At 65.5% G+C, this 22,038-nt stretch carries 22 protein-coding genes, 1 tRNA gene and 1 pseudogene; 11 read left to right on the forward strand and 13 right to left on the reverse strand.

Annotated features, from left to right (window positions below):
• The first annotated feature begins 5 nt into the window (after positions 1–5).
• The 6 genes from IEX32_RS02970 (at position 6) to IEX32_RS02995 (ending at position 7,329) form a co-directional block, all read left to right on the forward strand.
• Positions 6–1,010 carry an alpha/beta hydrolase gene (locus IEX32_RS02970; RefSeq protein ID WP_188768279.1) on the forward strand — a complete coding sequence of 335 codons (1,005 nt, stop codon included), beginning with the start codon at positions 6–8 and terminating at the stop codon, positions 1,008–1,010.
• A gap of 53 nt (positions 1,011–1,063) precedes the next feature.
• Positions 1,064–2,641, forward strand: a complete 1,578-nt coding sequence (locus IEX32_RS02975) for a family 43 glycosylhydrolase (protein ID WP_229735840.1) — start codon at positions 1,064–1,066, stop codon at positions 2,639–2,641.
• A gap of 99 nt (positions 2,642–2,740) precedes the next feature.
• Positions 2,741–4,153: a serine--tRNA ligase gene (serS, locus tag IEX32_RS02980; protein ID WP_188768281.1), complete on the forward strand. Its 1,413-nt coding sequence runs from the start codon at positions 2,741–2,743 to the stop codon at positions 4,151–4,153.
• 150 nt (positions 4,154–4,303) lie between these two features.
• The gene (surE, locus tag IEX32_RS02985; protein ID WP_188768283.1) at positions 4,304–5,068 is read left to right on the forward strand and encodes a 5'/3'-nucleotidase SurE; all 765 of its coding nucleotides are present in this window, start codon (positions 4,304–4,306) and stop codon (positions 5,066–5,068) included.
• Entirely contained in the window at positions 5,065–6,282 is a 1,218-nt protein-coding gene (locus tag IEX32_RS02990; RefSeq protein ID WP_188768285.1) for a LysM peptidoglycan-binding domain-containing protein, read from the forward strand. Before surE ends, IEX32_RS02990 begins: the two co-directional genes overlap by 4 nt.
• Positions 6,283–6,291: 9 nt before the next feature.
• Positions 6,292–7,329: a potassium channel family protein gene (locus tag IEX32_RS02995; protein WP_188768287.1), complete on the forward strand. Its 1,038-nt coding sequence runs from the start codon at positions 6,292–6,294 to the stop codon at positions 7,327–7,329.
• On the opposite strand, the gene IEX32_RS03000 is transcribed toward IEX32_RS02995, so the two are convergent.
• On the reverse strand, positions 7,330–7,722 hold the full coding sequence (locus IEX32_RS03000) for a DUF1761 domain-containing protein (RefSeq protein ID WP_188768289.1): 393 nt from the start codon (positions 7,720–7,722) through the stop codon (positions 7,330–7,332). It abuts the gene before it with no gap.
• Positions 7,723–7,880: 158 nt separating this feature from the next.
• Here IEX32_RS03000 and rimO point away from each other — a divergent pair, with 158 nt between their 5' ends.
• The 3 genes from rimO (at position 7,881) to IEX32_RS03015 (ending at position 10,829) form a co-directional block, all read left to right on the forward strand.
• Positions 7,881–9,263 (forward strand): 30S ribosomal protein S12 methylthiotransferase RimO, encoded by a 1,383-nt coding sequence (gene rimO, locus IEX32_RS03005; RefSeq protein WP_188768291.1) that lies wholly within the window; start codon positions 7,881–7,883, stop codon positions 9,261–9,263.
• Between the two features lie 263 nt (positions 9,264–9,526).
• Positions 9,527–10,288, forward strand: a complete 762-nt coding sequence (locus IEX32_RS03010) for a competence/damage-inducible protein A (protein WP_188768293.1) — start codon at positions 9,527–9,529, stop codon at positions 10,286–10,288.
• A 34-nt stretch (positions 10,289–10,322) separates the two neighbouring features.
• Positions 10,323–10,829, forward strand: a complete 507-nt coding sequence (locus IEX32_RS03015) for a hypothetical protein (protein WP_188768294.1) — start codon at positions 10,323–10,325, stop codon at positions 10,827–10,829.
• Between the two features lie 22 nt (positions 10,830–10,851).
• Here the strand turns inward: IEX32_RS03015 and IEX32_RS03020 are convergent, their stop codons facing one another.
• The 8 genes from IEX32_RS03020 to IEX32_RS03055 all read right to left on the reverse strand — a co-directional run bounded on the left by IEX32_RS03020 (position 10,852) and on the right by IEX32_RS03055 (position 17,244).
• Positions 10,852–11,700: a TauD/TfdA dioxygenase family protein gene (locus IEX32_RS03020; protein WP_188768296.1), complete on the reverse strand. Its 849-nt coding sequence runs from the start codon at positions 11,698–11,700 to the stop codon at positions 10,852–10,854.
• Positions 11,701–11,919: 219 nt separating this feature from the next.
• A complete protein-coding gene (rplA, locus tag IEX32_RS03025; protein WP_188768298.1) occupies positions 11,920–12,621 on the reverse strand; it encodes a 50S ribosomal protein L1 in 702 nt (233 codons plus the stop codon).
• Between the two features lie 4 nt (positions 12,622–12,625).
• Positions 12,626–13,057 (reverse strand): 50S ribosomal protein L11, encoded by a 432-nt coding sequence (gene rplK / locus IEX32_RS03030; protein WP_188768299.1) that lies wholly within the window; start codon positions 13,055–13,057, stop codon positions 12,626–12,628.
• A 237-nt stretch (positions 13,058–13,294) separates the two neighbouring features.
• Positions 13,295–14,374: an acyltransferase family protein gene (locus IEX32_RS03035; RefSeq protein ID WP_188768301.1), complete on the reverse strand. Its 1,080-nt coding sequence runs from the start codon at positions 14,372–14,374 to the stop codon at positions 13,295–13,297.
• 168 nt (positions 14,375–14,542) lie between these two features.
• A complete protein-coding gene (gene nusG, locus IEX32_RS03040) occupies positions 14,543–15,079 on the reverse strand; it encodes a transcription termination/antitermination protein NusG (protein WP_188768307.1) in 537 nt (178 codons plus the stop codon).
• Positions 15,080–15,108: 29 nt separating this feature from the next.
• Positions 15,109–15,303, reverse strand: coding sequence for a preprotein translocase subunit SecE (secE, locus tag IEX32_RS03045; RefSeq protein ID WP_188768308.1), 195 nt, complete (start codon positions 15,301–15,303; stop codon positions 15,109–15,111).
• A 123-nt stretch (positions 15,304–15,426) separates the two neighbouring features.
• Positions 15,427–16,938 carry a Dyp-type peroxidase gene (locus IEX32_RS03050; protein ID WP_188768309.1) on the reverse strand — a complete coding sequence of 504 codons (1,512 nt, stop codon included), beginning with the start codon at positions 16,936–16,938 and terminating at the stop codon, positions 15,427–15,429.
• A gap of 230 nt (positions 16,939–17,168) precedes the next feature.
• Positions 17,169–17,244 (reverse strand) — tRNA-Trp (locus IEX32_RS03055).
• Positions 17,245–17,376: 132 nt separating this feature from the next.
• On the opposite strand from IEX32_RS03055, the gene aat reads away from it, so the two are divergent.
• Positions 17,377–18,162, forward strand: coding sequence for a leucyl/phenylalanyl-tRNA--protein transferase (gene aat, locus IEX32_RS03060; protein ID WP_188768310.1), 786 nt, complete (start codon positions 17,377–17,379; stop codon positions 18,160–18,162).
• Between the two features lie 35 nt (positions 18,163–18,197).
• On the opposite strand, the pseudogene IEX32_RS20985 reads toward aat, so the two are convergent.
• The 4 genes and pseudogenes from IEX32_RS20985 to IEX32_RS03080 form a co-directional block, all read right to left on the reverse strand.
• Positions 18,198–18,626, reverse strand: a pseudogene (locus IEX32_RS20985) (DUF2155 domain-containing protein); the annotation flags it as partial.
• 14 nt (positions 18,627–18,640) lie between these two features.
• A complete protein-coding gene (locus tag IEX32_RS03070) occupies positions 18,641–19,042 on the reverse strand; it encodes an NADH:ubiquinone oxidoreductase subunit NDUFA12 (RefSeq protein ID WP_188768312.1) in 402 nt (133 codons plus the stop codon).
• A gap of 10 nt (positions 19,043–19,052) precedes the next feature.
• The gene (locus IEX32_RS03075) at positions 19,053–19,583 is read right to left on the reverse strand and encodes a DUF192 domain-containing protein (RefSeq protein ID WP_229735843.1); all 531 of its coding nucleotides are present in this window, start codon (positions 19,581–19,583) and stop codon (positions 19,053–19,055) included.
• Complete coding sequence (locus tag IEX32_RS03080) at positions 19,574–20,128, reverse strand: regulatory protein RecX (RefSeq protein WP_188768314.1); 555 nt, start codon at positions 20,126–20,128, stop codon at positions 19,574–19,576. Before IEX32_RS03080 ends, IEX32_RS03075 begins: the two co-directional genes overlap by 10 nt.
• Positions 20,129–20,277: 149 nt before the next feature.
• On the opposite strand from IEX32_RS03080, the gene IEX32_RS03085 reads away from it, so the two are divergent.
• Positions 20,278–22,038, forward strand: coding sequence for a fatty acyl-AMP ligase (locus IEX32_RS03085; RefSeq protein ID WP_188768315.1), 1,761 nt, complete (start codon positions 20,278–20,280; stop codon positions 22,036–22,038).

Here is a 22,038-nt window from a genome sequence, read left to right on the forward strand (position 1 = left end):
CAGGCATGACCATCGAGCGTCGACAGTTCATGGCGGCATCGGTTATCGCCGCGCTGGGCCTACGGGGTTCGGCGGCGGGGGCACAAACCCCGCCGCCCGTTTCCTCCGGCGGTCTTCCGCCCGGCCTGCCGCAGCCGGTCGAAACGATAGACCTCTGGCCCGGCGGCGCGCCGGCGGCGCTGGCGCGGCCGCTGGTTGAAACGGTCAACGAACGCTCCACTGACAGTCTCGTCTCCGACCGCGCGGTCTATGGCATCACCCGTCCGCGCATGGCCGTGTTCCGTCCGGACCGGCCCAATGGCGCGGCGGTGCTGCTCACGCCCGGCGGTGGCTACAGGTGGGTGGTCGTGGACAAGGAGGGCTATGAAATGGGGCGCTGGCTCGCGGCGCGCGGGTTCACGGCTTTCGTCCTGTTCTACCGCCTTCCCGGCGAGGGCTGGTCTAGCGGCCCCGACACGCCGCTTGCCGACGCGCAGCGCGCCATGCGGCTGATCCGCCACCGGGCGCGCGACTTCGCGCTGGAACCGGAACGGGTCGCAGCCATGGGCTTTTCCGCGGGCGGTCATCTCTGCGCCGACTTGGCCGCGCGCTTTGCCGCGACAGTCTACGAACCGGTCGACGACGCGGACAGGCATTCTGCCAAACCCTTCTGCGCGGCGCCCGTCTATCCGGTGGTCAGTATGGACCCGGCGGTTGCGCACGCCGGTTCCCGCCAGCTCTTGCTCGGACCATCGCCCAGCCGCGAACGCGAACGCGCCCATTCGCCCGATCGCAACGTGCCGGCAGGCGCCCCCCCGCACTTCCTCCTCCACGCCGAGGATGATGACGTCGTTCCGGTCGAAAACGCGATGCGCCTGCGAGCCGCGCTGAAGGCGCGCGACATTCCCGTCGAGACTCACCTTTTCGCGAGCGGCGGCCACGGCTTCGGCCTGCGCAAGGCGATTGGCAAACCCGTCGAAGTCTGGCCCGAGCTCTGGCGGGCCTGGGCGCGCGGCGTGGGATTCGGCTGATGCCTCTCCACCGGCGCGAGGCCCTGAAAACTGCCCTGCTCGGGGCAATAACCATGTCGGCACCGCTTGACGCGGTCGCCGCAGCCGGGGCGGGCAACCCCCTCCTCCTGCCCGCCCCGGCATCCTCGCGCCGATGGCGGCGCGGGCTGGACAACCAGCGCGTGCCCGATCTCAGCGACGGGACGTTCCTCAACCCGGTCCTGTCGGGCGACCGGCCCGATCCGGCGATCCTGAAGGACGGAGAGGATTACTACCTCACCTTCTCCAGCTTCGATTCCTATCCGGGCCTCACCATCTGGCACAGCCGCGATCTGGTGAACTGGCGGCCGCGCAACGCGGCGCTTCACCGCAACATCGGTTCGGTATGGGCGGTGAGCCTGGAAAAGCACCGGGGGCGCTACTTCCTCTACATCCCGGTAAAGGCCGATCCGAACGATATTCACGTCATCTGGGCGGATCATATCGACGGACCGTGGAGCGACCCCGTGCCGCTGGGGCTTCATCATCACATCGACCCCTGCCACGTCGTCGGCGAGGACGGCTCACGCTGGCTGTTCCTTTCCGGCGGCGACCGGGTGCGCCTGTCCGACGACGGCCTTTCGCTCGCGGGCGACGTCGAACATGTCTATGATCCCTGGCGCTACCCGGACGATTGGGACGTCGAGGGTTTCTCTCCCGAAGGCCCCAAGATCCACCGCCACGGCGACTGGTTCTACATGCTCACCGCCGTCGGCGGCACCGCCGGGCCGCCGACCGGGCACATGGTGATTGCGGCGCGTTCACGCTCCATCCACGGCCCCTGGGAACAGCATCCCGGCAACCCGCTGGTGCGCACGCAGGAAATGTCCGAGGCCTGGTGGTCGCGCGGTCACGCCTCGCTGGTCGAAGGCCCCGACAAGCGCTGGTACGCACTCTATCACGGGTACGAGGCGGATTTCTGGACGCTGGGGCGCCAGTGCCTGCTCGATGCCGTCGAATGGACCGATGACGGCTGGTTCCGCATGACCGGCGGCGACCTGTCCCGCCCGCTGCCCAGGCCGAAAGGCGGAAAGGCGCTGCTCCCCCACGGCCTCGCGCTTTCCGACGATTTCTCACAGCCGCTGGCCCTGGGCAGCAAATGGTCCTTCTTCCGTCCTACACTGGACGAAGCCGGCAGAGTGCGGGTGGCGGGCAACACGCTGCACCTTGCCGGCAGGGGCATCGCCCCTTCGAGCGGTTCGCCGCTGCTGCTGATCGCCGGCGATACCAGCTATCAGTTCGAATGCGACATCGAGGTCTCCGAAGAGGGGCGGGCCGGGCTGCTGCTGTTCTACGACGACAAGCTCTATGCCGGTCTCGGCTTCGACCAGGCCCGCTTCGTCACCCACCAGTACGGCATCGAGCGCACCCGCCCCGCCAACCCCCATGGCAGGCGCATGCGCATGCGCGTGACCAATCGCCGCCACATCGTTTCCTTCCACACCTCGGGTGACGGGGGGAAGACGTGGACGCGCTTCGACCGCGGCATGGAAGTTTCGGGATACCATCACAATGTGCGCGGAGGCTTCCTGATGCTGCGTACGGGCCTCTATGCGGCCGGCCCCGGCGAAGCGAAGTTCCGCGATTTCCGGTTTACCGCGCTGGAGGACTGAACGCGGGGGCCTCCTCGCCCGCCCGCGAGGAACGGCGCGCAAGAGCCTCGCAAATCTCCCGCTTGCGCCGGACTCGCCAAGACGGCATAGCCCGGCGCCATGCACGACATACGCCTCATCCGCGAAAACCCGGCCGCCTTCGACGCGGGCCTTGCCCGCCGCGCGGTGGAGCCGCTGTCCGCCCCCATCCTCGCGCTCGACGAGCAGCGCCGCGCCGTCGCGACGCGCATGCAGGAAGGCCAGAGCCGCCGCAACGATGCCTCCAAGGCCATCGGCAAGGCCATGGGCCAGGGCGACACGGCTACGGCTGAGGCGCTCAAGGCCGAAGTCGCCCAGCTCAAGGAAACCCTGCCCGCGCTCGAAGCCGAGGAGAAGGAACTGACCGCGCGGCTGCAGGACGAACTGGCCCGCCTGCCGAACCTGCCGGTCGATGAAGTTCCCGACGGCGAGGACGAGACGCAGAACGTCGAAGTGGGCCGCTGGGGCACCCCGCGCGAGTTTACCTTCACCCCCAAGGAACATGCCGACATCGGCCCGGCCCTCGGCCTCGATTTCGAGATCGGCGCCCTGCTTTCGGGCGCGCGCTTCACGTTCCTGAAAGGCCAGATGGCGCGCCTGCACCGCGCGCTGGCGCAGTTCATGCTCGATACGCAGACGGGCGCCCACGGCTACATGGAATGCAACGTGCCGCTGCTGGTGAAGGACGATGCGGTTTTCGGGACGGGGCAATTGCCGAAGTTCGAGGAGGATCTCTTCGGAACCGATCTATCATTGGACTACCGCGAGTATTTAGGGTTCAAGCAAGACGCACTTGACGAGGCGAAGAAGGACGGACGATTCCACCTGGAGGCAGATGTACTTGACGACCAGGTGTGGAACGCCCTGCCGTCACCTCCAACTCGCCGCTGGCTCATCCCCACCGCCGAAGTCTCGCTGACCAATGCCGTGCGCGAACAGATCGTCGATGCCGAGGCCCTGCCCCTGCGCATGACCGCCCTCACCCCCTGCTTCCGCTCCGAGGCCGGCTCGGCGGGCAAGGATACGCGCGGATTCATCCGCCAGCACCAGTTCGAGAAAGTCGAACTCGTCGCCGTCTGCAAGCCCGAGGAGAGCGAGGCCGAGCACGAGCGCATGGTCAGGGCCGCCGAGGCGATCCTCGAGGCGCTGGAGCTGCCCTACCGCAAGGTCCTGCTCTGCGCCGGCGACATGGGCTTCACCGCGCGCAAGACTTTCGACCTCGAAGTCTGGCTGCCGGGCCAGCAGGCCTACCGCGAGATCAGCTCGATCTCCAACTGCGGCGATTTCCAGGCCCGGCGCATGAACGCGCGCTACAAGCCCGAGGGTTCGAAGAAGACCGAGTTCCTGCACACGCTCAACGGCTCGGGCCTCGCCGTGGGCCGCACGCTCGTCGCGGTGCTGGAGAACTACCAGCAGGAGGACGGCTCGGTTGCGGTGCCGGACGTGCTGAGGCCATGGATGGGCGGGATCGAGAGGTTGGCGCCACAGGGCTGAACATGCGGGCCGACTGCCCACTCCACCGCTGTCATCCTGAACTTGTTTCAGGATCCATTGTGCCGATCAGCCCGTCGGTTCGAGTCGAGAGATAGACCCTGAAACAAGTTCAGGGTGACGAGAAAACGGGTGACGAAGGAACAAGAACCAATGCGCATCCTCCTCACCAATGACGACGGCATCAACGCGCCGGGCCTCTATGTCCTCGAAAAGATCGCCGCGCAGCTCTCCGACGACATCTGGATCTGCGCGCCGAGCGAGGAGCAGTCGGGCGCCGGTCACTCCCTGACGCTGACCCGTCCGATCCGCCTGCGCGAGCACGCGCCGCGCCGCTTCTCGGTGACGGGCACGCCGACCGATGCGGTGACAATGGGCCTGCGCAAGGTCATGCCCGAGCCGCCCGCCCTGATCCTCTCGGGCGTCAATCGCGGCGCCAACCTGGGCGACGACGTCACGTATTCGGGTACGGTCTCGGCCGCGCTGGAGGGCGCGCTGGCCGGCATCCGCTCGGTTGCCCTCAGCCAGGTCTATTCGAAGGAAGGCGTCGGCAACGCCGTCGATTTCTCCGCCGCCGAGGAATGGGGGGCAAAGACCCTGAAGCCGATGCTCGACATGCCTTTCACGCCGCGCACGCTCATCAACGTCAACTTTCCGCCGCTCGCCGCCGGGCAGGTGAAGGGCATTCGCGTCGCCCGGCAGGGCTTTCACGATTACGCGCGCGGCTCAGTTGTGGAAGGCATGGATCCGCGCGGTTTTCCCTATTACTGGTTTGGTTTACACGGGATTGAGCATACGCCCGGCCATAACACTGATCTGGAGGCCATAGCGGAAGGATACGTCTCGGTGACGCCATTGCAGATCGATCTCACGCATGACGCCTCGATCGCGGCGCTGGTGGAACGCTATCAGGCATGAGGCTCCACGTCCTTTTCCTTGCCGCGGCCGCGCTGACCGCCGCCGCCTCACCTGCTCTGGCGGAAGGGGCCGTTCATGTGGTGGAGCCGGGCGAGACCCTCAACGGGATCGCCAATCGCGCCGGAGTCTCGCCCGCGGCAATCGCCAGGGCCAATGACCTCGACCCGCCCTATGTGGTCAGGATCGGCCAGAAGCTCTCCATCCCGCGTGATGGAGCTGAGCCTGCCGGGGCCGGCGGATTTTACGAAGTGACCTCCGGTGAGACGCTGATCGGCATCGCCAACCGCAGCGGCGTTTCCGCCAAGGCGCTTGCCGAGGCCAATGGGCTGGAGCCGCCCTACATCGTGCGCGTCGGGCAGAAGCTGCGCCTCCCCGGCAAGACCGGCGGCAGCGCGGCGACGGTACGGACAGCAGCGCGAACGATCCCCGCGCGCGCTTCCACCGGCACTCCGCCCGAGGAGGAGACCCTCCACATCGTCACGCCGGGCGAAACGCTCGGCGGCATCGCCGCGCGCGCCAAAGTTCCGCGCGTACTGATCGCGGAAGCCAACGGCCTGGCGCCGCCTTTCACCGTCAGGGTTGGGCAGGAACTGAAGATCCCGCGTACGCGCCGCCACGAGGTCAAGGCCGGCGATACCGGCTTCTCCATCTCCTACAAGTACGCGGTTCCGTGGGAGCAGATCGCGACCGCCAACGGGATCGATCCGGAAGCGCCGGTGCGGGTCGGCCAGAACCTGCTGATCCCCACCCTGCTCAATCCGCCAGTAGCCGGCATCGCCACGCCTGCCGCCACGCCGGCCCCGGTCGCGGCGGCAACGGCCAGCCCGGCGGCCGTCACATCGCGCTTCCTCTGGCCGGTGAACGGGTCCATCCGCCGCGAATACAGCACCGGTTCGAACTATCACGATGGGCTGGACATCTCCGCGCCCAAGGGAGCCATGGTCCGCGCCGCCGCTGCCGGCACCGTCAAGTTCGCCGGCCAGGAAAAGGAACAGTTCGGCAATCTCGTCGTGCTCGATCACGGCGCCGGCTGGTTCACCGCCTATGGCTTCCTCAGCCGCATCACCGTGAAGCAGGGCGCGAAAGTCGCGGCGGGCGAGCGGATCGGCCTGGTCGGCAACACCGGCCTCGCCAAGGGCAACGAGCTGCATTTCGAGGTCCGCAAGGACGGCAAGCCTGTCGATCCGACGGGCGAGCTTCCCAAGGCTCCATAGCCGGACGGCATGTACAAAAGGCGGCACAATCCGGCGCTGTTCAAGCCGCTCCGCCGTGCCCTCCCGGTACCGGTGTGGGCCGATGTCTCGATCCGGCTGGCCCTCGTCCTCGGCCTCATTTCCATCGTGGTTCTCGTCCACTGGACCGACCGCGAAGGGCTGCAGGACGCCCACGACGGCGTCGTCAGCTTCCTCGATGTCGTCTATTTCACGATGATCTCGATCACCACGACCGGCTTTGGCGACATCGCGCCGGTGAGCGACAGGTCGCGTCTGGTGGAGGCGGTGATCGTCACGCCCATCCGGCTGGCGGTGATCTTTATCTTCGTCGGCACCGCCTACAACTTCATCATCAAGCACAGCTGGGAGACTTGGCGCATGAAGCGTATCCAGGAACGGCTCGAGAATCACATCGTCGTGCTGGGCTACGGCGTCAGCGGCTCGGAAGCCGTCGAGGAACTGATCGCGCGCGGCACCGATCCCTCCTGCATCGTCGTCATCGACCCCAGCTCCGCGCGGCTCGTCCTGGCGGAGAACATGGGCTGCAACGTCATGGAGGGCGACGCGACCCGCGACGAGACGCTGGAAGCGGTGCGCATCGGTAAGGCCCGCTCGATCCTGGTTTCGGCCGGACGCGACGACACGACGATCCTCATCATCCTGACCGCGCGGCACATGGCGTCCGGCGTGCCGATCACCGCCGTCGTCCGCGCCAACGACAACGAATTGCTCGCCCGTCAGGCCGGCGCGAACAACGTCATCAATCCCGTACGCTTCACCGGCCTGCTACTGGCAGGATCGGCGGAAGGGCGGCACATCTCCGAATACCTCTCGGACCTGGCTTCCGTCACCGGCCGCGTCCAACTGGTCGAGCGCGACGTGCGTGCCGAGGAATTGGGCAGGCCGCTGGAGCAGATCGCGACCGGAAAAGGCCTCAGGATCTATCGCGGCGAGCGCGCCATTGGCTTCTGGGAGCCCGCGGCGCAGTCACTCGAACCGGGCGATGTCATCGTCGAGATCACACACAACGACGATCTGGCGGGCTGATCAGCCCAGAACCCAGAACACCAGCCCCATCGCCAGATAGGCGACCAGCCAGAATGCGCAGTCGATCACCCTGCGCAACGGTTCGGTGCGGTTGCGCGCCTGGGTAAGCCAGACGGCCGGGATCACGAAAGCCGCGGCGATACCGCCCGTCTGCATGAAGTAGAGCCACGGCCTCGCGTCCAGCGTCTCACCGCCGATCCGCGCGAAATTGTGGCCAAGCATGGCAGCGCTGATGAGGAACACGATCCCGACTGCGGTGAAATTGCCGGTCCGTACGGAATTGCCCGGCAGAAGCTGGCGGCCGGTACGGAACAACGGGCCGGTCCAGACGAGCCCGATCGCCACTGCAATCGCGGCGGCGAGGAACACCGCCAGCCAGTTCACAGGTCCCATGGCAAGCTCCGTTCCCTCATTGACGCTATCTCGTTGAAAATTCGTCCCCGGCAATTCTCGCAGGGCGCTGCACCATGTGCAAGTGGGCAATCGCGCAACCCGATCTTCATTCAATTCGTGACTCGACCGGCCATTTGGCGTATCGGGCGCGGCTTCCCATGGCCATAGAACTCCCCTCCCCGCCCAAAGTGGGCATGGTCAGCCTCGGCTGCCCCAAGGCGCTCGTGGATTCCGAGCGCATTCTCACGCGCCTGCGCGCTGACGGCTACACGATGAGCCCGAACTATGCCGGGGCCGACGTGGTGCTGGTGAACACCTGCGGCTTTCTCGATTCCGCCAAGGAGGAAAGTTTGGCCGCGATCGGCGAGGCCATGGCCGAAAACGGCCGCGTCATCGTCACCGGCTGCATGGGCAATGAGGCGGAATCGATCCGCGCGAAATTCCCCGACGTCCTCGCCGTCACCGGCGCGCATCAGTACGAGGCCGTCGTCGAGGCCGTGCACGATGCCGCGCCGCCTGACCTCGGGCCGTATCTCGACCTGATTCCCCAGGCCTATGACGAGGCCGGCGTGAAGCTGACGCCGCGCCACTACAGCTATCTCAAGATTTCGGAAGGCTGCAACCACGCCTGCGCCTTCTGCATCATCCCGCAGCTGCGCGGAAAGCTCGACAGCCGCCGCATCGACGCCGTGCTGCGCGAGGCGGAAAAGCTGGTCGCGGCCGGCACGCGCGAATTGCTGGTAATCAGCCAGGATACCTCGGCCTATGGCGTCGATGTGCGTCACGAGGAGCGGACCTGGAAAGGCCGCGCGGTGCGCACGCACATGACCGATCTTGCTCGCGAGCTAGGCCAGCTCACCGATGCACAAGGCCGCAGGCCATGGGCGCGCCTGCACTACGTCTATCCCTACCCGCACGTCGACGCGGTGATCCCGCTGATGGCGGACGGCCTGCTTACGCCTTACCTCGACATTCCCTTCCAGCACGCCGCGCCATCCGTGCTCAAGGCGATGAAGAGGCCGGCGAACGAGGCCAAGGTGCTCGAACGGCTCCGCGCCTGGCGCGAGATATGCCCGGACATCGCCATCCGCTCGAGCTTCGTGGTCGGCTTTCCCGGCGAAACCGAGGCGGATTTCCAGTACCTGCTCGACTGGCTGGACGAAGCCCAGCTCGACCGCGTTGGCGCATTCCGGTTCGAACCCGTGGCCGGTGCCGCCGCGAACGCCCTGCCCGACCCCGTGCCCGACGAGGTCAAGGAAGAGCGCTACGCCCGGATCATGGAAAAGACCGCCGCGATCAGCGCCGCCAGGCTCGCCGCGAAGGTCGGACGCACCCTGCCCGTCATCATCGACGAAATTGGTGAGCCCGACGAGGACGGCGATATCGGCGCGACCGGCCGATCGCAGGCGGATGCACCCGAAATCGACGGCAATGTCTTCCTGCGCGATGTCGGAAATGGCCTGCAGGTCGGCGATATCGTCGAGGTTCTGATCGAAGACGCCGACGAACACGACCTTTACGGAGCCATCGGCCGGGGCTGAGGCCATCGGCTATGCGATACTACAATTGCAAAGCGTGCAACCGGTACAAAAGTTTTCGCATTTGCGAGACTCGGGCCGGACGCGCATATGGAGGGGGCCTTTCAGGCATCCTCTCCCAAAACTTCCAAGGGCTGGTCTTCGGACCGGCCCATTTTTTCGGCGCTTCGCGCCTTGAAGGTCCGTCGGCGATGAAAGCCCGCGCTTCGGCTCGAGACACGCGCGAGGGTCTGGCCCTGGCCGCACAATTGTCCTAGCCAGTCGCCATGCCCAGTTCGTCGCGAATCTATTCCGCCGCCCTTGTCGTGATCGGCGATGAAATCCTGTCCGGCCGTACCCATGACAAGAACATCGCGCAGGTCGCCTCATGGCTGCAGGTTCAGGGCATCCGGCTCAGGGAAGTGCGCGTCGTGGCCGATGATACGCCGGCGATCGTCGAGGCGGTCAACACGCTGCGCGCGCGCAACGACTATCTGTTCACCACCGGCGGCATCGGTCCCACGCACGACGACATTACCGTCGATGCCATCGCCGAGGCGGTGGGGGTGCCGGTAATCGTCCACCCCGATGCCCGCGCGATACTGGAACGGTATTACGATACGCGCGGCGGTCTCACCGCGGCCCGCCTGCGCATGGCGCGCACACCGGAAGGGGCCAGCCTGATACCCAACCGCTACACCGGCGCCCCGGGCATCCGCTATGGCAACATCTTCATCATGGCCGGCGTGCCCAGCATCACGGCCGGCATGCTGGACGCCCTATCCGGCGAGCTCGAAGGCGGCGCGCCCCTGCTTTCGGAAACGATCGGCTGCTGGGTGGGCGAAAGCGACGTGGCGGACCTGCTGCGCGAGACGGAGAAGGCGTTCGAAACCTGCCAGATCGGTTCCTATCCGTTCTGGGCGGAAGGCAAGACCGGCGCGAACTTCGTGATCCGCTCGGTGAACGCCGAAGATCTGGCCGCCTGCACCCGCGCGCTGATGCGGGAACTGGAAGGCATGGGCAAACCGGCGGTTCCGGGAGGTATCTGACTTGTTGCTGTCCCTTGCCGCAACGGCGAGCGCGATGAGCGGCCAACCGACGCTCGACGAATTCGAGGCCGTGCTGCGCAGGCATGACAGCGCGACGCTCGCGCTTGAGGAATGGTGCTCCAGCCGGGGAATTGCCGATCCGGCGCGTATCACCGCCCAAAGCGTGAGCGCCGCCGGCAACGATCCGCCGCGCTCCATGCGCAGCAAACTCGATCTCGATCCCGGCGAGACTTTCGCCATGCGCAACGTCGAGCTGCGCTGCGGACAGACCGTGCTCTCGGTCGCCTGGAACTGGTACGTCCCTTCCCGCCTGACGCCGGAGATGAACGAGACGCTGCGCAGGAGCGATACGCCGTTCGGCAAGGTCGTCGCCCCCCTGCGGTTTCGCCGGCGGCCCCTGGAAATCGTGCCGGGCCGGGCGGAGAACTGCCCCAAAGGGACGATCTCCACCCACCTGGCGATGCTTGTCCTGCCGGACGGGCGCCCCCTCGCCTATCTCATAGAGTGCTATACCACGGCGAACCTCGCCGGCCGCCGCTGAGAGCAGCCGAAGGGGCAGGCATTCAGGCCGCGATAGCCTCGCTCCCGGCGATCGAGGTCCGGTGCATCATGCGCCCGGTCGACTTGTCGTAGGGGATCGCCCGGTGCATTGCCCCGGTGTTGTCCCAGATCACGAAGTCGCCCTTGCTCCACTTGTGACGCAGCGAAAACGCGGGCTGGGCCGCCCATTCCTGGAGGCGGATCAACATGGCCCGGCCGGCGGGAATATCCATGCCGACGATATGGTCCGCGGTGGTGCCGATCACCATCGACTTGCGGCCCGAGGCATGGGTCCAGACGATCGGATGCTCCTTTACCAGCCCGATTCCGAGCACGCGGTCGCGATGCTTTTCGGGGATGGCGTCAGCGATCGGCGAAAGGCTGGCCTTGACCGAATGCACCGCCTTCAGCCCCTCGAGCGCCTGCTTCTCTTCCTCGGGCAGACCTTCGAACGCGGCATAGGTGCTGGCGAACTCCGTCTCGCCGCCCTTGTCCGGCGCGATGCGGCAGGACAGCAGCGTCGCGAAAGGCGGCGGCATGTCCACGGTGATGCCATCCATGTGCCAGAAGAACGTGCCGAGCACATATTCGGGCTGCGGATTGATCTTCTCGTCCAGCGTGACCTGATAGACGTCCTCGTCGTTGCTCTGGACGTTGTTGCGCGCGGTGAGGCGGACTTTTTCGCCCATGAGCTGCGTGATCCGGAGCTGCTCCTCGTCGGTGAGGTTCACCTCGGGAAACACGAGCACCGTGCGTTCCTCCACCTTCTCGCGAATCAGTCTGGCGGCCTCGGGCGTGAACAGGTCCGCGCGATCATCCCACGACACACGCGAGCCGATAAATTCCTTTATGTCTTCGAAACGTATGGCCATGGCGGCTGCTTCTCCCGGCACTGTGCTGAACAGGTGTACAGCACGTCCGATACTACGGAACACGCGGTCCGTAAACGGGGGAAGATTGCAGGCCCCACCCATCGCCATCCCGAAATCGCACCGGGCCCCTGACGATACTGGCGCGCGGCCGCCGAACGAAAAAGGCCGGCGAGGTTTCCCCCGCCGGCCCTTTTGCTGTTTCGTGCGGCCCCGAAAGGATCAGGCGCCGGCGACCTCGGTCGTATCGATCTTGAGACCCGGGCCCATCGACGAGGACAACGAGATCTTCTTCACGTACTTGCCCTTAGCGCCGGAGGGCTTGGCCTTGACGATCGCGTCGACGAAAGCGTCGAAGTTCTTGCGCAGGTCTTCGTCAGAGAACGACATCTTGCCGATGCCGGCGTGGATAATGCCCTGCTTCTCAACGCGGAACTCGATCTGGCCGCCCTTGGCGTCCTTCACGGCCTGCTCGACGTTCGGGGTGACGGTGCCGAGCTTCGGGTTCGGCATCAGGCCCTTGGGGCCGAGCAGCTTGCCGAGACGGCCGACGACGCCCATCATGTCCGGCGTGGCGATGACGCGATCATAGTCGAGGTTGCCGGCCTGCATGTCTTCCATCAGGTCCTCGGCGCCCACCTTGTCCGCACCGGCGGCAAGAGCCGCTTCGGCCTTGTCACCCTTGGCGAACACGGCGACCTTGACGGTCTTGCCGGTGCCGGCGGGAAGCGAGACCATGCCGCGCACCATCTGATCGGCGTGACGCGGATCGACGCCCAGGTTCATCGCGACTTCAACGGTCTCGTCGAACTTGGTGGTCTTCAGGTCGCGCAGCAGCGTGAGCGCTTCGCCCACGGGGTAGTGCTTCAGGTTGTCGCCCAGCTTTTCGGTCAGAGCCTTCAGCTTCTTGTTCAGCTTTGCCATGGAATCAGCCCTCCACCACTTCGAGGCCCATCGCGCGGGCCGAGCCTTCGATGATGCGGGTAGCCGCTTCGATATCGTTGGCGTTCAGGTCCTTCATCTTGATCTCGGCGATCTCGGTCAGCTTCGAGCGCGCGATCTTTCCGGCAGAAACCTTGCCGGGCTCCTTCGAGCCGGACTTGAGGTTGGCGGCCTTCTTGATGAGGAAGGTGGCGGGCGGCGTCTTGGTGACGAACGTGAAGCTGCGATCCGCATAGACCGTGATGATGGTCGGGATCGGCATGCCCTTCTCGAGCTCCTGCGTGGCGGCGTTGAAGGCCTTGCAGAACTCCATGATATTCACGCCCCGCTGACCCAGGGCAGGGCCGATCGGCGGCGAGGGGTTGGCTGCGCCGGCAGGCACCTGCAGCTTGATGTAACCTTCGATCTTCTTGGCCATGAGGCCACTCCTTTCACACTGTCGCGCCCGCCCAAGCGAACGCTCATGTTTAGCGGTTCAGCGGACGCGACAAGCGCCCTCCCGCCGGGAATCGCATCGGGCAAGCCCGGCCGCGAAGAGCGCGCCCCTAAACGAGTTCGGGTGAAAAGGAAAGAGGTGGCCGATCATGCGCGGCAAAGATCTTCAAAGCCGGACCGGGAATCGCTGCCCCTGAGCGCCAATCGTCCGCGCGAAACGCTAACCGCGCCCCGGCAGCCCGCCGATCAGCCCGACGTCGCGCACGTCCAGCCCGCGCGAGCGGACCAGACGCCGCGTGGGCACTTCGGCAAGCCGGTAGACCACCTCCGACAGCAGCAGCACGGCGAGACCGTAGCCCAGCGTCGCCGCCAGGATGAATGGCGCGCCGCCTTCCAGCTTCCCGGTGATCCTGACGATCAGGTCGAGCAGCGGCAGATGCAGCAGGAAGATCACATAGCTGCGGTCTCCAAGCCATATCAGCGGCCGGCTTTCCAGCAGCGGAACGCGCAGCGCCAGCAGCACGAGCGACGGCCAGACGAGCAGGCAGAGCGCCGGTATGGGGCTCCATTGGCCCATGGCGAGCGCGAGCCCGAGCGCCGCGATTGCAACGAGAGCGCCGGCGGGAACCCTCCGCAGCTCGACGCGCCTGCCCCAGAGGGCCTGACCGATGAAGAAGCCGAGAAGTCCGCGCACCACGAGATCCTGGTTCCAGGGACCGCCCGGCAGCCCACGCCAGAACAGGAATGCCGTGCTGACCAGGATGGCCGCCAAGGTCACCATGGCGAGACTGCGGCGGCCGGCGTGGAGCGCGATCGCGAAGAACGCGCAGCAGATCGCCTCCGCCGAGAGCAACCAGGCCGACGCGTTGAAGGCCTGCACCGCAGGCTGCACGACCGCCTGCAGCATGAACAGGTGCGCGATGAATGCCGGCACGCTGGTTTGCGCCGCGTTCCAGTAGAGCCCGGTGCAGAGGATCAGAAGCAGCAAATGCAACGGATAGAGGCGCGCAATGCGCCCGACGGTGAAGGACGCCAGATCGTCACGGCTACCAAGCCCCCGTCCGCCGACATAGACGTGCGCGAAGACGAAGCCCGATATGACGAAGAACAGATCGGCGAAGATCCAGCCCCAGGCATGGAACCACTCCACCACCGATCCGGCACCGTCGAACGAGCCGGCGGCGAAAAGCCCCTGAGCCTGATAGCCGAGCACGATGACCAGAGCCGCGATACCGCGAAGACCGTCGAGCGGCCCCAGTCGTACAATGCCTGCTCCAAACGCAACCTGCGTTTGCCGCATGATCGTTTCCCCCGATTGGTTCTCGAAGGGATACGAACAAATTGGTTAAGGTCAGGCTAAGGTACCGCGCAAAGGCCCGCAAAGCGGATTCCGCGGAGCCGCGGTCGGGTGGGGTCTCCCCTGAAGGGCGACCAGTTCAGCCGGTCAGCCGTTCAGGGAAACGCGCGATTACTTGCTGAGTTCGACGTGCTCGAAATCGAGTTCGACCGGTGTGGCGCGACCGAAGATCGAGACCGAGACCTTGACCCGGCTCTTGTCGAAATCGAGTTCCTCGACGATGCCGTTGAAGCTGGCGAAGGGACCGTCCAGCACCTTGACCGAATCGCCGATCTCGTAATCGATGTTGATCTGCTTGCGCGGTTCGGCGGCGGCGGCTTCGGCGGCGCCGAAGTAGCGGGCGGCCTCGTTCTCGCTTATCGCCTGCGGCTTGCCGCTGGAACCCAGGAAGCCGGTCACCTTCGGGGTGTTCTTGACGAGGTGATAGATGTCGTCATTCAGGCTCAGCTTGGCGAGCACGTAGCCGGGCATGGTCTTGCGCTCGACCTGCGTCTTCTTGCCGCGCTTCACCTCGGTGATCGTCTCGGACGGCACCTGGATGTCCTCGACAAGCTGCGAAAGGCCCATCCGCTCCGCCTCGGAGAGGATGGTTTCCTTTACCTTGTTCTCGAAGCCGGAATAGGCGTGGATGATGTACCAGCGGGCCATTGTTCTCTCTTAATCCAGTTTCCAGGCGATCACAGCAGCGACAGCAGCGAGCTGACGACCCAGCCGAACAGCGCGTCGATCCCGAGGAAGAACGTTGCCAGCAGCACCGTCATGATGCCGACGAAGATCGCCGTCGTCACCGTCTCCTGCCGCGAGGGCCAGTGGATCTTCGAAGCTTCGGCGCGCACCTGCCGGATGAATTCGCCGGGGTTGGTCTTGGCCATGTGGGTCGCTCTCGTAACTCTTGCCTGAGACAAATTCTCGTACCTTCCGCCTAGGGGACATCGCCGCCCCGGCCGGGGCCGGGAGGGGCAAATGATGTCCGCATGTCGGAAGGAGATGGGGACTTAGCTTCCGCCGACCGGATTTGCAAGGTCCGGCGGCGACGCAAGACGCGCGAGGAAGGAATTCGGCGTAGTGTAGAGAATCCGCGCGCCGTCGGGAAGCGCCACCGGCCTGGTCGTGCCGATGAACCAGAGGTATTCGGCATGGAACGCCGGCCGGAATTTTCGGAGGTCGACGCGCTGGTTCGCGGAATAGAGAATGCGCTGCGTCGGATCGGCGAAACGGTAGGCCTTCTCGCGCATCGAGAGCATGTGGACATCCGGCAGCGCGAAGTTGGAATTTTCCATCGCGCTGCGCCGGACCACGGCATAGCTGCCGAAATGCTCGAACGGGCCGAAGAACCATTGCCGGCGGGGGATGGCCACGGCGGTCGCGACCTTGGCCCCCTGCGGGATGTAGTCCAGCGCGCCCATCATATGCCGCGCCGTCTGGGCGTCCTGGTACCAGACGGTGCCGGTGATGGAGAGGCGTACGGTGAACAGAAGGCCGGCCAGCGCCAACCCCCAGCGCGGGGCCGGCCAGTTGATCGCAAGACAGGCGACCAGCAGCGCAGTCGTGCTCAGGCGATAGTCGGCATAGTCGCCGCCGAATATCTGGCGCGGCACGGCCAGCGTCAGGAACAGCAGGATAAGGGCGGCCCAGCCCAGGCGCCCGTCGATGCGCTTCGTGACCAGCGCGGCAAAGAGTACGAGCGCGACGACGCTGACGCTGGTGACGTCCAGCAGGTAGTCGTAGCTGCGCATCGCCCGGTAGAGGATGCTCCACTTGTATTCGAGCACGCCATGCCCGTAGGAGACCTTGGAATTGGCACCCATGCCGAGCAGCATCGGCACAAGCGGGAAGGTCAGCGGCCAGGGCTTGAGGAAAGGCCTCCAGTCCAGCCAGCTGCGGCGCTTGCTCCACTCGTAGCCGAACACCAGCACGCCCAGCACGCCCCAGCCCGAGACGTGACACAGCCAGACCACGAAGCCGATCGGAATGAACAGCAGCCTGCGCGTCCAGGGGCGCTCGTCGAACCGCACCCAGAGCGCGAAGGCGAAGAGCGCCAGCGCGATCGAGAGCGAGAAGTTGAGGAAACCCATCAGCAGCGACGGCGACCAGATCATCGCGAAAGCGAGAATGGCTCCCACGGCCACGCGCTTGCGCAGGGTCCAGGCGACGGAAATGATCGACAGCCCGGTCAGGAACGGGATCAGCGCGACGATGATGCGCCCGGCCCGCTCCACGCCGAACAGCGGCGCCATCGGCACCATCAGCAATTCGACGCCGAGATTGCCGGTCCAATGCCACTTGAACTCGAAGTATCTGGTAAGGAACGGGTCGCGCCCATGGTCGACCATGATCTGGTAGCCGGCCAGATGCGACGGATAGTCGGTCATCTGCGGCGCCCACGCCAGCAGCGCCGGAAGCGCGGCGAGGAACGACAGGACAATCCCCAACCAGAGCGCCTCGTCGCGCCGCGTGCCGTCGGTTACGATCGCCTCGTCCGTGTCGTATCGCGCGGTTCCGTGCATCTGCGACTGAATCTTCCCCGATACGCCACTTCGAACGCGATACCCCGACCGGCATATCGCCCCGAGTCGCAGGACGCGGTTCTCCTAAACGCCCCCGTCCGATTGGCAAGCCCGCCACGGATACAGCCGAATGCCACTCGTCGCAAATTCCCTTCGCGCGGTCCCGTGGCGAATCAGGACAGGGAACATCCGCGCTGCAGTGCCGTTTTCGACGATTTTTCAGGAAATACTGGCAGGAGTGGCAGGATTCGAACCCGCGGCCCTCGGTTTTGGAGACCGATGCTCTACCAACTGAGCTACACTCCTGCGGGCGCCGGTGCCTCTAGATGGAGCCGCGAAGGATTACAAGAGCCATACAAGATATTCGACCGGCCGGGGATTTGCTAGACTCCCCCCTCGTTCCATCAGGCAGGACACCCTGGATCAACGCAGGACCCCATGCACGCACCGCGATCCGTAAACCTGATCGAGCCCGAACTGCTCATGCTCGCCTACCGTAGCGGGATATTTCCCATGGCGGACAGCCGCGACGATCCGGAGATCTTCTGGATCGAGCCCCGCCAGCGAGCGATCCTGCCGCTCGACGGATTCCATCTCTCGCGCTCGCTTGCCCGCGCCCTGCGACGCGGACGCTTCACGATCACCTGCAACCAGGCCTTCGCGGACGTCATGGATGCCTGCGCCGCCCCGCGCGCCGTCAGGGAGGATGCCGAGGACGGAAGCTGGATCAGCCACCGCATCCAGGCGAGCTACGAAAACCTCCATTTCCTCGGCCACGCGCATTCGATCGAATGCTGGCAGGACCTCCCCGGCGGCGGCCGAAAGCTGGTCGGCGGGCTATACGGCGTCGGGTTCGACCGCGTGTTCTGCGGCGAATCGATGTTTTCGGATGAGACCGATTCGTCGAAAGTCGCGCTGGCCTGGCTGGTCGCGGCGCTGCGGCGCGGCGGCGCCACCCTGCTCGACTGCCAGTTCATGACCCCGCACCTCGCCTCGCTGGGCGCGGTGGAAATGCCGCAGACGCGCTATCTGGCGCTCTTGAAGGCGGCTCAGTCTTCCGGGGTTGCCGGAGTTTCCGGCGCGGGTTCGGAGGCAGGGGGCGGCGGCGCCGGCGTACTCTCGCTGCCCGACGCGTTCGCCGCGCTGCTGGAGGATGCGGCGGCGGCCGAGCTGGCGTCGAGTCCCGGGAAGCTCATCTCGCAAGCCTTGACCCAGACGTCGTAGACCGGGTGTTCGACGACGTTGAGTGCCGGGGAATTCTTGAACAGCCAGCCCGAAAAAACCTTGTGCCAGGCCAGCTTTTCCTTCGCGGTCCTGCGGTCCTGGACGAAGACCTGAACGAAAGCGCCTTCTTCCTGCGGCTTTTCCCAGGGCAGCGTCTTTTCGCAGGTGGCGACCCTCACGACGAGATTGCCCAGGCGGCGCGTCTCACCCGGTTTCATCGTCAGGTCCTGAGTCAGGTTGTTGCGCTTGTTGAGCACACCCAGCGTGACCACGCGCTCCTCGTTGGGCGTGCCGACGCGCTGGCCTTCCACCGCCTGTGCCGGACCGGCCTGCATATCCGCTATGGCTTCCGGGACGCTCGTCTCTTCGGCTTCGGGCGCGGGCTCACCGCTGCACCCGGCAAGCGTCAGCAGGCATACCGACACCCCGAGGGAGAAAAGTAGTGTTGAGCCGACAGGCCGCATGTCGAAAACCGCGCTCAGGCGTCGGGCGACCAGGGTTCGTAATCGCCGGTCGCGGCCGCGCGCCTGCCGCCCCGCTCCAGCGCACCTTGCGGCAGATAGGCCTGCGCGGTGCCGGTGGCGTTGGGCGTATAGTCGACTTCCCAGATGCGCGGCGGCGGCAGGTGACTTTCGGGAATGCCGTCATAGGAATGATGCAGCCAGCCGTGCCATTCGGCCGGGACGTTGCTGGCGTCGTTGGCGCCCACATAGATCACCCAGCGGCGCTCGTACCCTTCGGTCGTCTTCGCCTTTTTCGCACGGTAGTACTTGTTGCCCTGCGCGTCGGTGCCGACGTGCTCGCCGTTGAGCGAGCTCCAGAGCGAAGTGCCGATGGTCGCGCCATCCCACCAGGTGAAGATCTTGCCAAGGAGTCCCATGAGCCGCGCGTTAGCGTTCTTCTGCGGCGATGCCAAGCGCCTTGGGCTGTTTCCACTCCACCTTGTCACCCGGCCCGATACCCAGTTCGGCCGCCCTGCCGCCGTTCAGTTCGAGCACGCCGATCGCGGGGCCGGCCGCCGGCAGCGGCGTCTCGTCATAAGGAACCGCGTTGGCGGCGATATTGAGGATGCGGCGATCGGTGCCAATGAAGATGATATCGAGCGGGATCACCGTATTCTTCATCCAGAACGAAGGGCGACGCGGCGGTTCCTCGGGAAAGATCATGCCTTCGTCCGGCCCCATCTCGCTGCGGAACATCAGCCCCTTGGCCTGCTCGGCCGGCGTGCGGGCGACCTCGACGCGAAATTCGTGAGTCCTGCCCTGCGAGCGAATCGTCAACGGGACGACCGGCAGGCCCGATACCGGGTGGACCGCGGGCGCATTCGGCTTGGCGACGGCCTCCTGTCCGCCTTGCGAACAGCCGGTGGCGACGAGCAGGAATGCCGCGGCGGCTGAACTCAACGCTCTGGTCAATCGCAAGAATCTTCTCCTGAAGCCGACTCGACCCATTCCTCGACCGCGTCGGGATCGTCGGCATCGACGATCCGCCGCGCGATGTCGAGCCTGTGGCCGGCGCGCATCATCGCGGCGACCTGTTTCTCACGCATCGGCCTGTCGGGAACCTGAAGCGCAAAAGGCCCGAAACGCCGCCGCCGCGCGAGAACCAGCGCCGAGCGCCGCTCTTCCAGTTCACGGGGCCGAAAATCGTTCCGCAAGTCTTCGTCGACACCGGCCACCTTCAGCGCCTCTCCGACGCGCCGCGCACCATAGCCGCGCCGCATCAGGCTTCCCGCCTTCATTCGCGCCCACGCGGCATCGTCGACGTAGCCCAGTTCGACATAGCGGCCCACCAGCGCGTCGACCGGCGGGGAACCCTCGTCCGCCCAGCCGCGTTCCCGCAGCTTACGCACGAGATAGGCGTGCAATTTGGCTTGCGTTGTTGCAAAACGTGCAACATAGGCGAGCGCCAGTTCCTCAAGGCGGGACTGGGTCAACGGCTGGGGATTACGACGCTTGGAGGACATCTTGCCCTATTCGTGCCACACTCGGCGCGGAATGGGGAGAGCGCGCGAAACCAGGTCGTAGGAAACAGCTATGTCCAGTTCAGGTTTGAACGGCTAGAAGCTCGTAGTTTCGCGCTGAAAACGGTATAACAACAACGGGTTAAAAAGAGATGAGCGACACCCTGACGCTGGTGCCGAAAGTGGAACGGGTACTTGTTCCCACTCCGAACGAGGATTCCCTCCCCCGTCGATTTGCCGACTTCGACACCTTTTGCGACGCACTCGACTATGCCGCAAAGGGTTCTCGCGGGTTCAATTTTCACGACCCGCGCGGGACTCTGGCGCGCGTCTATCCCTTCAGCGAACTGCGCGCAGACGCCCTGGCCGTAGCCTACGAACTGGTCGCGCGCGGTGTAAAACCGGGCGACCGGATCGCCCTGATCGCGGAAACCGGGACGGATTTCGCAGCGCTGTTCTGCGGCTCGGTATATGCCGGTGCATGGCCGGTTCCGCTGCCGCTGCCGACCAGCTTTGGCGGCAAGGACAACTACATCGAACAGCTTTCGGTCCAGCTCCAGAGCTCTGACCCCACCATGCTGATCGGCCCGGACGAGATCGCGCATCTGACCAGCACGGCGGCCGAACGCCAGGGCTGCGGGCACGCCACCTGGTCCGATTTCGCCAAGCGCGATGCCGCGCCTTGCGAGCTGCGCAAGGCGCAGCCGGACGACATCTGTTATCTCCAGTACTCGAGCGGCTCGACCCGTTTCCCCCACGGCGTCGCGGTCACACACCGTTCGCTGATGTCGAACCTGGCCGCGCACAGCCACGGCATGCAGGTATGCGATACCGACCGCTGCATCTCGTGGCTGCCCTGGTACCACGACATGGGCCTCGTCGGCTGCTTCCTCTCGCTGATCGCCAACCAGGTATCGGGCGACTACCTGAGGACCGAGGACTTCGCCCGCCGGCCACTGGCATGGCTGGACCTCATCACCCGCAACGAGGGCACCTCGATCTCGTACTCGCCCACGTTCGGCTACGACATCTGCGCCCGCCGCATTTCCAGCCAGAGCCCGGTTTCGGACCGCTTCGATCTGTCGCGTTGGCGGCTGGCCGGTAACGGCGCCGACATGATCCGTCCGGACGTGATGCAGAACTTCGTCAATGCCTTCGCCGACGCCGGCTTCAAGGCATCGGCGTTCCTGCCCAGCTACGGCCTTGCCGAAGCGACACTGGCAGTCACGATCATGCCGCCGGGCGAAGGCATCCGCGTCGAACTGGTCGAGGAAGAGCGCCTTTCGGGCTCCCCGCGCGACCTCAGCCGCCCCGCCCGCTACCGCGCCATCGTCAACTGCGGCAAACCGGTGCTCGACATGGAAGTCGTGATCCGCGGCGAAAACGGCGAAGCGCTGGGCGATCACCAGATCGGCAAGGTCTGGTGCCGCGGCACCAGCGTCATGCACTCCTACTTCCGCGATCCCGAAGCGACCGAGGCCTGCCTCATCGACGGATGGCTGGACACCGGCGACATGGGCTACATGACAGAGGGCTACCTCTTCATCGTCGGCCGCGCCAAGGACATGATCATCATCAACGGCAAGAACCACTGGCCGCAGGACATCGAGTGGGCCGTGGAACAGCTTCCCGGCTTCAACCACGGCGACATCGCCGCCTTCTCGATCGAGATGGAAAATGGCGAGGAGGCCCCCGCCGTGCTCGTCCACTGCCGCGTCTCGGACCACGAAAAGCGCCTCGAACTGCGCGAGATGATCCGCGACAAGGTGCGTTCGATCACCGGCATGAACTGCGTGGTCGAGTTGATTCCGCCCAAGAGCCTGCCGCGCACCAGCTCGGGCAAGCTCAGCCGCGCCAAGGCCAAGAAGCTCTACCTTTCGGGCGAGATCGAGCCGTTCAAGCTGGCGGCATGA

Origin of the sequence: Novosphingobium endophyticum (assembly GCF_014640675.1) — a bacterium.
In the GTDB taxonomy this organism is placed as follows: domain Bacteria; phylum Pseudomonadota; class Alphaproteobacteria; order Sphingomonadales; family Sphingomonadaceae; genus Novosphingobium; species Novosphingobium endophyticum.